At 61.2% G+C, this 12,625-nt stretch carries 7 protein-coding genes and 1 CRISPR repeat array (1 of these 8 running past the window's edge); all 7 genes read right to left on the reverse strand.

From position 1 onward, the window contains the following. Positions 1-4 precede the first annotated feature (4 nt). Positions 5-2,176 (reverse strand): hypothetical protein, encoded by a 2,172-nt coding sequence (locus JSS27_17150; GenBank protein ID MBS0210672.1) that lies wholly within the window; start codon positions 2,174-2,176, stop codon positions 5-7. Positions 2,177-2,250: 74 nt separating this feature from the next. Then, positions 2,251-4,683 carry a DUF1549 domain-containing protein gene (locus JSS27_17155; protein ID MBS0210673.1) on the reverse strand — a complete coding sequence of 811 codons (2,433 nt, stop codon included), beginning with the start codon at positions 4,681-4,683 and terminating at the stop codon, positions 2,251-2,253. Positions 4,684-4,707: 24 nt separating this feature from the next. Continuing rightward, positions 4,708-7,092, reverse strand: a complete 2,385-nt coding sequence (locus JSS27_17160; GenBank protein ID MBS0210674.1) for a PPC domain-containing protein — start codon at positions 7,090-7,092, stop codon at positions 4,708-4,710. Between the two features lie 327 nt (positions 7,093-7,419). Then, the gene (locus JSS27_17165; GenBank protein ID MBS0210675.1) at positions 7,420-8,721 is read right to left on the reverse strand and encodes a DUF1501 domain-containing protein; all 1,302 of its coding nucleotides are present in this window, start codon (positions 8,719-8,721) and stop codon (positions 7,420-7,422) included. Between the two features lie 465 nt (positions 8,722-9,186). Next, positions 9,187-9,417: a carbon storage regulator gene (locus JSS27_17170; GenBank protein ID MBS0210676.1), complete on the reverse strand. Its 231-nt coding sequence runs from the start codon at positions 9,415-9,417 to the stop codon at positions 9,187-9,189. A 195-nt stretch (positions 9,418-9,612) separates the two neighbouring features. Beyond that, on the reverse strand, positions 9,613-9,900 hold the full coding sequence (locus JSS27_17175; protein ID MBS0210677.1) for a hypothetical protein: 288 nt from the start codon (positions 9,898-9,900) through the stop codon (positions 9,613-9,615). 231 nt (positions 9,901-10,131) lie between these two features. Further along, positions 10,132-11,112: a PmoA family protein gene (locus JSS27_17180; GenBank protein ID MBS0210678.1), complete on the reverse strand. Its 981-nt coding sequence runs from the start codon at positions 11,110-11,112 to the stop codon at positions 10,132-10,134. 250 nt (positions 11,113-11,362) lie between these two features. Then, positions 11,363-12,625: a CRISPR direct-repeat array (repeat unit 36 nt; unit sequence GTTGCGGGTTGGTCGCAGGCAGGGATCAGTTACACT); it runs 815 nt beyond the window's last position.

Consider the following 12,625-nt stretch of genomic DNA (forward strand, 5'->3'; position numbering starts at 1 on the left):
GAACTTATTTGGCCACACTGGCTTGTTGCTGCTTCTTCACGGCGTCGTAGGCTGCCCGCTCGGTCTGAGTGCGGGCCAGGGCGTCCTTGGCAGCCGCCAGACGTTCACGCAGGCCAGCCAGCGCCACCTCGCGCTCGGCCAAGGCCTTGGCGACCTCGGGCTTGGACTTGTTCAACTTTTCGAGCGTGGCCTTCAGGGCGACTCCCTGGTCCTTGGTCGGCTTCACCACGGCCACCTTGGACTCGCGGTCCTTCTGCATTGCCGATCGAGCTTCGGTGATGTCAGCGATCTGCTTGCGCACGCCGTCCAAGCGTTTTTGCGAGTCGGCCAACTTCGACTCGGCGGCTTTGCTGGCCTTGTCAGCAGCGTCCTTCGCCTTGGCCAGTTCCTCGGTCGGCTTGCTGTCCTTTTGAGCCTGCTCCAGCTTCTTGGCCTGGTCGGCCAGGGCTACTTGCGACTTCTTGGCATCGTTTTGAGCCGAGCGAAGTTGCGGCTCGACTTCGTTCTGCTGCTTGCGGAGCGCTTCGATCTGGGCGACCGCTTGCTTCATTTTGGCTTCAAGCTGCGGCAGTTCCGTCTCGAGCTTCTTACTTGCGGCGGCGTTACTTGCGGCGTCAGCTTCCGCCTTTTTCAAGGCGGCTGCATGGTCATCGACCGGCTTCTTGGCGCCGGCGACGGCATCTTCGGCCTTCTTTAATTCGGCGGTCAGGGTCGCAATCTGATCCGTCTCACGCTGAACCAACACATCGAGCGTCGGCGGGTTTTGTTGGAACGAGGCCAACAACTTGCCGTCGGTGGTTTCGAGAATGCAAATCTCGCCGGTCCAATCGCCCGCCAACACGCGGTGGTTGTCATAGGCGGCCGCCACTTCCAGTACCTGATCGGCCATGGCCGGGAAGGCCCGCAACGACTTGCCGTTTTCGTCCCAAAACTGCACTCTTTTATCGCGGCCGCCGCTGACCAGTTTACCATCGCGGGTGTATTGCACCGCCGTGGCGCCACCACTGTGAGCGCCCCAACTCTTGATCGGTTTGCCTTCGTCGACGTTCCAAAGCTTGATCGTGCCGTCTTCACTGGCGCTGGCCAGGATTTTGCCGTCGGCCCGCCAACTCAACGAGCCGACGCCGTTGGTGTGGCCAGCCAGGTTTTGGTATTCGCGCCCGGTCTTCGCTTCCCAGACCAGAATGCCGCCGCTGCGGTCGCTCGTGGCCAGGTACTTGCCGTTGGGGCTGAACTCGGCGGCGTAGATCCAATCGGTATGCTTGCGCAGGTCGTATTCCATCTCGCCATCCGAAACGTCGTACACGCGCACAATCCGGCGCGGGCCACCCAGGGCGACCAGCGTCTGGTCAGGGCTAATATCAGCGGCGAGTACCGTGTCGACTTCGTCGCCGATCTCGGTCACGCGCTCGGCCTTCTTCACGTCATACAGCGCGACGCGGCCCGATTGGCCATTGCGTCCGCCGGCGGCGAGCAGCAACGAGCCATTGCGGCTGAACCGCAACACTTGCGGCACACCCTCGGCGAACGGCAGCACGCCAATCATCTGGGCCTTGTCCGTGTTGAACAGCAAAATCTGCTTCTGGCCCGCGGCGGCGGCCAGGGGGGCCCAAGGGCTGGCGGCCAGGGCGGTGATCGCGCCGGGCCGGGCCGAAACCACGAGCGGTTGGCGGAACACCTGCTCGGGCATCGGCGGCGGACCTGCGGGCTTTTGCATCGAAGCCGTCGCGTTCAGTTCCAGGTTCTTTTTCTTGGCCGTCTTGATCTTCGAGTTGGGGTTCTCGAGCGCGCCGTCCAGAATCCATTGCTTGATGATGTTCAGCTTGGCCTCGGGCAGCTTGTCCTGCTCCGGCGGCATCTTGGGTGCTTCTTTATGCGACACCAGGGTCCACAAACGCGAATTGTCCAAGTCACCGGCAAACACCACGTCGCCGCCAGCGCCGCCACGCATGGTCGACGCATACGAGTCGAGCGCCAAATCGCTCTTGGCCTGATCCTGGTTGTGGCAGGTGTAACAATGCTCGCGGAAGACAGCCTGGACTTCGGTGAAAGTCACCCTGGGCTTGTCGCCGGCGGGCTTGGCGTCTTCGGCCATCGCGGCCGGAGCGGCCAGCCCCAGCAGGCCCCAGGTGGCGATTAAGCAAGCATGTCGCATCGTCTGGGCGGCGAACAACATCGAATCGGATACTCCTCAAACTTCGCCGTCGGGCGACGCTTGATTGGTCGAACAGGTAGGATGAACGGGCAGGTTTAGTGGTTGAACAGGAACTCACGCGAGTTCAGCAGCGCCCAAAAGACGTCGGTCAGCACTTGGGCCTGGTCCTTCTCGCCGACCATCGCCAGCAAGCGAGACTTTTCTTCCTCGGTTGGGCGCCGCGTCAGGCAGCGAATGTACATCGTGTCGATGATCTCGGCCGGCGCCTTCTTGGCCTGTAACATCTTGGTGATGATGCCGCCGGCGGCGATTTTGCCTTCGACCGTGGCGCCGTTGATCAGGTGCAACGACTGGGACAGCGTCGGGTCGGTCTTGGCGTCGGCGGCACAAACCGTCTCGCGCGTCGAGCGGCCGAACGTGGTCAGGAAGTAGCTGCTCGTCGCGCCGTCCGGAATCTCGGTCGCGTGCGAACCCTGGGCCAGGCCCCGGAACCGCTCGGGCGCTTCGGTCGCCTGGCTGATGCAGTCCAACAGGCATTCGGCCTTGATGCGGCGGATGTTGCCGTGGGCGAAGTTCTTTTCGTCGTCTTCGTTGCTGGCGTTCCGCTGAGTCGCCCGCTGGTACGCCTGCGAATTGCAAATATCGCGAACCAACTGCTTCATGTCATAGTTGTACTTCACCAATTGGTCGCCCAAAGCGTTGAACAGTTCGGGATTGCTGGGCGGGTTGCTAACGCGGATGTCGTCCACTGGCTGGACGACCCCCATGCCGAAGAAGTGTTCCCAAATCCGGTTGGCCACGCTGGTGGGAAACAGCGGATTGTCCGCCGAGGCCAGCCAGTCAGCGACCACTTGCCTGCGATCCTTACCCGCCACGGCCGGAGTCGGGCCGCCGAGGAACTTGGGGGGCATGGCCTTCTTGACAACTGGGTGATTCACTTCTCCGCCACCGCGATTGAAGATGATGTACTCGCGCGGGTCTTCGGCCTGCTTGCGGCCAACCTGGGTGAAGAACGAGGCAAAGCTGTAATAGTCGTCCATCGTCCAGCGATCGAACGGATGGTTGTGGCACTGGGCGCACTGGGTGCGAATGCCCATGAACACCTGGGCCACGTTCTCGGCTGATTTCAGCGCATCGGGCTGGGCCAAGTAGAAATTGGTGGCCGGAGTGGCGAACGAACTGCCGCTCGACGCCAACAGGTCATGGACGATCTTGTCGATTGGCCGATTCTGGTGAATCTGGTCGGTCAGCCACTTGGAATACAGGTAAATCCCCTTGGGCTGCATGATCTGGTTGTTTGAGCGCACCAGCAGAATCTCAGCCCACTTCATCGCCCACAGTTCCGAGAACTCGCGGCGTTCCAACAAGCGATCGATCAGCTTGGCCCGCTTTTGCGGATCCTTGTCGGCGGTGAATTCTAGGAACTCTTGCTCGCTGGGCAACAAGCCGGTCAGGTCAATCGTGATGCGACGCAAGAAGGTCGCGTCGTCGCATTGCTCGCTGGGAAGGATGCGCAGCTTTTCGAGCTTGGCGTTCACCAGTTGATCGATGTAGTTCACCGGCTGCATCTTCGGCGCTACATAGTCGAGACCCTTGGGCAGGACCAGCACTTGCGATCCGACCGAGAAGGTGTCGAAGCGGGCCATGATGAAGGCCTCGCCACGCGCCGCCGCCGTCACCACACCCTCGGGCGTCATTTGGGCCGAGGTTTCGTTGTTCGACGAGAAGACCGTCAGGTCCGTCACGTCGCGATCGGTGCCATCGGTGTAGACCGCCCGGGCGATGAACCGCTGCTTGGCGCCGGTCCCTTCAAGCACCGCGCTCGGCGGATAAATCTCAACGCGGACCACCTTGGGCACCTGCCCCACATCGTTCGGCGCGCCGGCTTCAAGCCAACGGAGGACCGTGGCGTAGTAATCGCTGTTCTTCTCGAACCGCTTGCCACCGGTGTGAGGCACCGAGCCGTCGGCTTTCTCCAGCAGCATGCTCTCGGCCGGCAGGGCCAAGTTCACGCGGCGGAAGCCCAACTCGTGGGTAATGCGATAGTGATCGCCGGCCGGGTCGAAGCCGAACAGCGACATGTTAAAGCCGTCCTTGCCGCGCGCCGCGCCGTGGCAGCTACCCGTGTTGCAGCCAGCGCGGGTAAAGACCGCCATCACGTCGAGCGTGAAGCTGACCGGGCGTTCGGTCTTGGCTTCCTTGACCGAGACCGCTCGTTCGACCTTGTGGCCGTTGAATTCGATTTCGAGCTTGGTGCTGCCGTCGGCGACGGGCAGGACGGTGCTCCCTTCGATCTTCGCGATCTTGCCATCGGCCAGCTTGGCTTTGGCCTGGGACGTCACGTCGAGTGTCACGCCGTCGCTGCGCTCGGCTACCACGACGAAGCTTTGCCGATCGCGCGACGTCGTCAGATTCAACTCCGGCGGAAAGACCTCGACCTTGGTGATCGTGGGGGCCGCCTCGAGCGCGGCAGGCAAAACCCAAGCGCAAATCGCCAGACAAATCGGGCGCGCGATATTCCATCCCATGCGAGTCACGTTCAACTCCTCGTGTTACTTCGACTTCTGCGCAGGTGCGGGAGCCGGCTTCTTTTCTGTTTCTTTCTTCACCAGCGGCACATCGACGCGCAACTCAGCGGGGCCGAGCATGTGGATGATCGGCTCGCCGTCTTGCATGACCGTGGCGCGGCACATCAATGACTTGTGACGGCCGCCCGGCGTCTTGGCCGTGGTATCGACCTTGAGCGTTACCTTTTCGGCCTGGGCGTCGAACTCGATCGGCTCGGCCTTGGCTTCCGCCGGCAGGCCCAGCAGTTCGAGCTTTGCCTTGCCGGCGAACTCGCGGGCCACGTCGACGTCGATGGTGAAATCAGTCGACTTCCCCTGATCGACGGCCATCGGCTTGAAGGCAAAGGTAAAGAACGATTCTTCGACCTTCAGGACCACCATCTGCGTGGCGACTTCGACCCGTTGACCTCCGACCTCGGCCGAGCCGACGACCACGATTCGCCAGTCGCCGGTCTGGGCATCCTTGCTGGCTGTCAGCGGCATGATCCCTTCGGTCTGGCCTTCGTTGATCATGGCCGAGCCCGACGAGCTGACACCCGGCGGGTTGTAAACCATTCGCATGGTGACCGGGGCCTTGTAGTCCTTGTCGCGAACGCAGCGAACCTTCAGTTCCATCGAACCGTTGCGGACCAGCGGAACCTTCGGCTCGACAATTTCCAGATGGAACGGCACCGGACGAATCACGGCCGTGGCCATCCGCGTTTCGGTGCGGCCGAACAGGACGCGGTTGTTGTTCACGCGAACCATCATGCTCAACTGTTCCAGGTGGCCGTCGATGGTCACGTCCTTGTCGCCTTGTTTGGTCTTCAACTGGCCAGTCAGGTCAACCAGTCCACCACCAATCGCGGCATCGTCCGCCGCCGAGACCAAGAACAGCGTCTGTGATTGGTTGGACGGCATCGGCACGACTTCGGCTTTGAAGCCAGGCGGCAGATCCTTGAGCGTCACGGCCACATCGCCCGAGCAATCGCGGCGCTGGGCGCTCATCATCAGGGCCATCCGGTTCCCTTGCGGCACCGGCAGCACAATGTCTTCATAGCGGCGCAGCTCGGGCAGGCTGAGCGACAGCGCCGGCTGGGCCTGGGTAATTTCGACGCGATAGACGAATCGCGGGCCGCCGCGATTGAGCATGTCCTTGACGACCACCACGTACTCGCCGTCGGCCGGGACGTTGAACTTGAGCGCGCTGTCCGGATCATTTCCCACGTCGTCGTTCGACGCCACGGCGCCACCGGCGGCGCGTTCGATCGTCAGCACCGAGTCGATCGGCGAGCGCAGACTGCGCCCGAACAGCCGGACGTCGTACGATTCACCCTTCTTGGCGGTAAACTTAAAGCGGTCGATGTCCCCCTCGGCTTGCAAAATACCGTTCAGAGCGACGGGCGCCGTCACCGGCGTGGCCTTGTCGCTCGTGTCGTTCGGTTCGGCTTCCAAGGCGTTTGCCAGCGTGCTGAGCCGGAAGGGAATGCCGCTCGGCGCGGCGCCGCGATCGTCGTGGGCCTGAATCTCGTAGCGATAGCTTGCTTTCTTGGGCGTGGCCAGGGCCAGCGTCGTATCGCCCGCCACGTCGCCAATCAGCTTGACGCTCACCGTCTGGCCAAGCGGGCCGCCGGGGGGATAAGCCGCGCGGGGCTGCGGATAGCGGCCAATGTGAACGCGATAAGCGCCATTGCCCAGCAGGGCCATGTCGCGCACCAGGATGAAGTACTTTCCCTCTTCTGGAGCGACGCACGAGGCGATGGCGTCGCAGTTGATCAGCACGTCATCATCGGAGTTGGCCAATTCGTTAAGGTTGGCATCGGAGATCGAAACGAACGGGTCGAACAAGCCGCGCCCCAGGCGAATGCCTTCGATTTCGGCCGTGAGCCGTTCCCCCTTCTTGGCCTGGACGACGTAATAGTCCAGGTCGTCGCCGTTGGCCGTGCCGTTGACCGTGGTGTCAAGTTCGATCTGCTGAGCCTTTGCCGGTTCGTTGTTCGGTTCCTTTTCGGTCACTTCGGCCAATGCGCCGATTGAAAACACGCCCAGTTCGCTGATGCCGTAAGCCGTCACCACGCGAATCGAATGTTGGCCCAAGCGACAATCGCTGCTGATGGCCAACGTGAGTTCGGCGGTGCGTTCGTCGAGCTGTTTGACCCCCTTCACCGTGATGCCGGGCTCATAGACGATCAGCCCCTCGACCTTGGACAAACCACGGCCGGCGATCTTGACCGTCAACTCGGCGCCGCGCGAAGCGCCCGGCGGAACCACGTTGGCGATTTGTGCGACCTGCTGGGCGGCGGCTTGCTGGGACGAAACCAAAATGGCGGCCAAAGCAACGATCAGCCCGGGGCACGGCGACAGGAAGCGGCGAGGAGAACTTAGTTTCATCGTCAGGTACCGCGAAGGATGTGAGGGTTCTTCGGAAGTTTTTCGGGGATCACGCGGATGGAACAGTTCAGATTGAGTGAACGCGGAACGCCAGCCACGGCGGCGCGTCTCACCCAGACGTTCTCGAAGTGTCACGCTCTGGGGAATGCGGGGTCGAGCGCGATTCAGGTTGGGCGGGCCAGGAACAAATCAGGGATCACACGGGCAGGTTGGCAATGCGCTCATCGCCGGCTGGTTTGCTGGCCAGCCGGCGACGGTGCGCTTGGTTTCATTCTAATTGCGAGGCGCGATTCGTCGACGATTTGTTCGCCGGACGAATTGCGAAAACTAGGCAATCAATTCCTTGAGCAGTTTACCGCCGTCGCAAATCTCAATCGGGCGGTCGCCCGGAGCCATCAACTCCTTGTCGGCCACGATGCCCAACTGGTTGTAAACCGTGGTCGCCAGGTCGGCGGGCCCGACCGGATCGTCCTCGGGTTCGCTGGCCGTGGCGTTCGACGTGCCGTAGGCCATGCCGCGCTTGACGCCGCCACCGGCGAGAACCACGCTGAACACGCGGGCCCAGTGATCGCGGCCGGCCGTACGGTTGATCTTCGGCGTGCGGCCGAACTCGGACGACACCATGACCAGCGTTTCGTCGAGCAAGCCCTGCTTGTCGAGGTCGCCGATCAACATGGCAAAGGCCTTGTCAAAGTCAGGCAACGTGCGCTGCATGCTCGAGGTGATCCGATCATGCATGTCCCAGCCACCGTAGGTGAGCGAGACAAACCGCACGCCAGCAGCCACCAGCCGGCGAGCCATCAGCATCCGCTGGCCAGCCTGGTTGCGACCATAGGCGTCGCGAACAGCGGCCGGTTCGGCGTCGATGTTGAACGCTTCGCGAGCTTGCTTCGAGCTGATCAGGCTATAGGCCCGATCATAGAAGGTGTCCATCGCCTTCAGACCGTCCGACTTTTCCTTGGCGGCGAAGTACGAGTTCACCGCTTCCAGGGCGGTGCGACGACGGGTGAAGCGATCTTCGGTCATGCTCCCTTGCATGCTCAGGTCGCGGACCTGGAAGCCGCCTTGAGCGGGGTCCGAGCCCAGCGCGAACGGCGCGAACGACGAGCTCAGGTAGCCCGAACTGGCGAACTCGTTCGGCACATTCGGAATGCAGACATACGGCGGCAGGTTGTTGCGCGGGCCGTATTCGTGACTAACCACCGAACCCATGCACGGGTAAGTGAGGGCCGGGCTCGGCTTGTAGCCGGTGAACATGTTGTGCGTGCCACGTTCGTGGGCCGCTTCGCCGTGGGTCATCGAGCGGATGACCGAAATCTTGTCGGCGATGTCCGCCGTACGGGGTAGCAGTTCCGAGAACTGCACGCCGGGGATCTTGGTGTTGATCGGCTTCAGTTCGCCGCGATACTCGATCGGCGCGAACGGCTTGGGATCGAAGGTTTCTTGGTGGGCCATGCCACCTGGCAGATAGATGTGAATCACGCTCTTGGCCTTGGCGGGCAAGAAGTCGTAATTCTTTTGTCCAGCCTGAGCTTCCTGAACGCGGAAGAAGTCAGCCAGGCTGATGCCCACGCCGGCCAACGCGCCGACGGTGAGAAAACCACGACGGCCAGGATTAAAGCTACTCATTGCCTACATCTCCCTGCTACCAAAGGTGGGTCTTAATGCAGCCCTGTGCGGGCCAGCGGGTGGGGCGTTCGCAAACCGATTCAAACCAGCGGTGGGGTGCGGCATGCGCGCCGCGGCTGGAGTCGTTCTGCAACTAATTGCCAGCAGAGTTTCAAATGTTACGTGAAAAATCCAAAAACATTGATCTGTTCTGCTGGCAGTCCAAACTCGGGCAAGTGTCGGCAAGTGGTTATTCGTTACCTGCCAAGAGTTTAGTTAAACAGGCCGAACCGTGTCAAGCAAATCGCAGGTGGGAGGTGGCGGGAGTTTGGCGCTAGTTCAGCGCCGAACTGGGGCAGGGGGGAAGGGCGCCACTGCTCCCCGCGGAGTCGGCCCGAACCGGTGAGTTCGGGGCGTACTCCGCGAGGAGCCGTTGGCAGCCAAGAAGACTATCGCAGCCAAGAAGACAGTCGCAGCCAAGCGGTATCAACCGGCCCGGCTCATGCCACCGGGGGTGGCAGAAATCGTGGCCGAAGCCGCCCGGTTGGCGGCGGGGTGAGGAATCGCGTTTGGCTCCAGTTCTTGCCGTAAAACCAGCATGTCGGCAGGGGCCTGGATGCCCAGTCGGACCTTGTCACCGGCGACTCGTACGACGGTAATCACAATCGAGTCGCCGAGCTTAATGCTCTCGTTCTCGCGTCGGGACAACACGAGCATCATTCACCTCCGTGTGAAGCGTGCAAAAGCGGGACGAGAACCGGGGTTCGGCTCGGCCGAACGTCTTGCCTCGGGGCATTGGCAGCCCCACAGTTCGTCCCGCTTGGGTTTCAGTTATGTGAATCTATGTACACTATCTTGGGGCGGCTTGTCAAAGCAATTCCGGGTGTGAATTCGGCCGTCCCATTCGGTTGGCTAGCTGAGGCTGGGAGCCTGGGCGAGCACCGTCTGCCGAAAGCGTTCTCCCGTCGAGTTATAGAACAAAATCGTGTTGCGGTCGGTTTCCCAAATGGCCGAGAAAACGACCGAACGAGGTCCGCGAAGGCTGAAAAACATTCCGCAAGGGCGGTCGCCGCGAAGCAGCAATTTCTCCGTAAACGGAAAGGCGTCGATCTCGAGTTGTTCGTGCTGGCACAAAATGTAATTGACGTACTGACGAAGCTCATTCAGGGATGTAAGACGTTCAATTTCTTTCGCCGGCATGGCTAATAACTCATCTCCATAGACAGCGTGAAACGCAGTTCTGGACCGTAACGAAGCAGGGCGTTTGCTAGAGATTGCCGACTAGCGTGCCCCGCTGACATGGGGAGTATCGGCAAGTTGGGCAAACTGAATTTGCCGCGAAGTTAGGAAATTGTTGCGCAGCGCAAATCAGCGCCCCGCAAGCGCGGCACGTTTGGTTTTTTCTTCAAGCGACTCAAATTCAAAATTGCCTCAAGGCGCGGCCGAATACCGCTCGTACTCGGCGGCAATATTCGCCGTTTCGGCGTCGCCCAGATGGAACACATAGCGGTGTCGCAGCGTCAGCGACTTGCCCGATTCAATCTTGGTGACACGAGGCTCTTTGGTCTTGTCGAATTCATGTTCGCCAAATGGATTGGCGGCGAACAAGCCGTAGTCGCGCACATGCCAGCGCGTGGGATGGCGGAAACTGCTCGGATGATTCAGCACCGCGATGCCGACCGACTGGCCGTCGACCTGGCCCGAGTAATCGACCCACCGCGCCGGCTTGCCCCACGCTTCGGTGTCGCGCATGCCTTCGCTGGTCAGGATGTGACCGTTGCCGCCTTTGACGTCCATCACCGTCGGCACGCGAATGCCCATTGCCCCTTCCTTTGTGTCGCGAAACTCGACGTCGCCGGCGGTCGCGTTGATGGTGACGTCGAAGTCAATCACGCGCGACGTGCCAATCACCTGGAACGTGAGCTTGCGAGTGTCTTCGCAATGCTTCTTGCCGTTCTGATCGATCCAGTCGTTGGTGGTCACCAGGATCGCGCGGCCGTCCTCGACACCCACCTTGTCGAAGCGGCGATGAACGATCTGGCCCAGCACTCGGCCGTTGGGAATCCCCTTCGGATAGGACGCCGGCTCGGACCAGAAGTCCACGCCGTCGACGTCGCCGTGGGTGAACCAGAGCGAGCGCTGATGGACGTGATCGCGTTTTTCCCCTGCGACGTCCGCCATCGGATAAGCCCGGCTGATCGGCTTACCGGTCGGCCCGATGATTGGCCAAACGATCGGCTTGCTGCCGCTTTTCACGAGGTATTCGGCGAACGGCTGGCCGTCGATGGTGATCTTGGCACCGGCGTCGTTCTGTTCAATTTTCACTGTTTCTGCCGCGGCCACGGCGCTCAACAGGCACAGTCCGACCAGGCTCAACGAGGCAGTCCAACGGAAGCGCGGCGCGCAAAGCATGGGCAATTCTCCAATCGCGTCAGAGCGAAAATCGCGGTGGGGCGGCGTAGGGGGCAGGCCAGGGGAGCGGCATCGATTATCAGCTACGCCCAAGCCCATGTCCACGCGCGGCGGAGAAATTGTGAACCGGCTAACGCCGAGCGAAATTGAGTTGCCAGGCCAATGACACCGACGGAGGCGCTCCACGTCGATGGAACCTTTCTGTAACGGCGAGGCGATGGCCGGCGTAGTCGCCGGCCATCGCCTCGCCGTTGCGGGTTGGTCGCAGGCAGGGATCAGTTACACTCGCCGTTGGCGTTGAAGTTCGCGACCGTGGGTTGCGGGTTGGTCGCAGGCAGGGATCAGTTACACTACCGCGCGTCGCGCTTGCCGGCGAGCGCCAGTTGCGGGTTGGTCGCAGGCAGGGATCAGTTACACTGGGCGATGTCTCCGCGCGGCAACGCGATGGGTTGCGGGTTGGTCGCAGGCAGGGATCAGTTACACTAGGTCGCAGCATCAATACTGCACCGCTGCGTTGCGGGTTGGTCGCAGGCAGGGATCAGTTACACTGCGGCGGCAATGTTTGGTGTGGGGCTTCGTGTTGCGGGTTGGTCGCAGGCAGGGATCAGTTACACTTTCCCAACGTCTGGACCAACCTCGCGGAGCGTTGCGGGTTGGTCGCAGGCAGGGATCAGTTACACTCCACCGCGCCGGCTTGCTGCTGGAACTGGTGTTGCGGGTTGGTCGCAGGCAGGGATCAGTTACACTTTTTGGAGGCGTTCAAGTGGCGACCACAATGTTGCGGGTTGGTCGCAGGCAGGGATCAGTTACACTCGCGGCGAATAGATTGTCCTTCAAGCTCAGTTGCGGGTTGGTCGCAGGCAGGGATCAGTTACACTCTCCGCGTGCAAGAGCGCTCGTCCTCGCGTGTTGCGGGTTGGTCGCAGGCAGGGATCAGTTACACTACCTCGTTGAGTTTGTAAACGGAACCATCGGTTGCGGGTTGGTCGCAGGCAGGGATCAGTTACACTTGTCGGCGATGGCGTGTCAGTGCTTGTCTGGTTGCGGGTTGGTCGCAGGCAGGGATCAGTTACACTTCCCTGGTAGCGCAAGTCTCGTTGGGTTGGGTTGCGGGTTGGTCGCAGGCAGGGATCAGTTACACTCGTCCATGATGCAGTGGTGCCCCTCTCCCTGTTGCGGGTTGGTCGCAGGCAGGGATCAGTTACACTCGTCGGACTGATATAGAAACTAGCGTTACTGTTGCGGGTTGGTCGCAGGCAGGGATCAGTTACACTTTTTCAGCGGCGCATCCAGCAGCGCCTCGGTTGCGGGTTGGTCGCAGGCAGGGATCAGTTACACTTTCTTTCTCCTGTGAAACAAACGGAACGGGTTGCGGGTTGGTCGCAGGCAGGGATCAGTTACACTACAAGCTGTGGAAAGACATCCGACATGCCAGTTGCGGGTTGGTCGCAGGCAGGGATCAGTTACACTAATGAGCGCTACATCTCGGCCGGCGCTAAGGTTGCGGGTTGGT

The organism is Planctomycetota bacterium, from assembly GCA_018242585.1.
Classification (GTDB): Bacteria; Planctomycetota; Planctomycetia; order Pirellulales; family PNKZ01; genus JAFEBQ01.

What these genes read in the sequence shown, in the direction of transcription:
- JSS27_17150 (MBS0210672.1), bottom strand. Translation starts at nt 2,176, where the DNA reads ATGTTGTTCGCCGCCCAGACGATGCGACATGCTTGCTTAATCGCCACC.
- JSS27_17170 (MBS0210676.1), bottom strand. Translation starts at nt 9,417, where the DNA reads ATGCTCGTGTTGTCCCGACGCGAGAACGAGAGCATTAAGCTCGGCGAC.
- JSS27_17160 (MBS0210674.1), bottom strand. Translation starts at nt 7,092, where the DNA reads ATGAAACTAAGTTCTCCTCGCCGCTTCCTGTCGCCGTGCCCCGGGCTG.
- JSS27_17180 (MBS0210678.1), bottom strand. Translation starts at nt 11,112, where the DNA reads ATGCTTTGCGCGCCGCGCTTCCGTTGGACTGCCTCGTTGAGCCTGGTC.
- JSS27_17175 (MBS0210677.1), bottom strand. Translation starts at nt 9,900, where the DNA reads ATGCCGGCGAAAGAAATTGAACGTCTTACATCCCTGAATGAGCTTCGT.
- JSS27_17155 (MBS0210673.1), bottom strand. Translation starts at nt 4,683, where the DNA reads ATGGGATGGAATATCGCGCGCCCGATTTGTCTGGCGATTTGCGCTTGG.
- JSS27_17165 (MBS0210675.1), bottom strand. Translation starts at nt 8,721, where the DNA reads ATGAGTAGCTTTAATCCTGGCCGTCGTGGTTTTCTCACCGTCGGCGCG.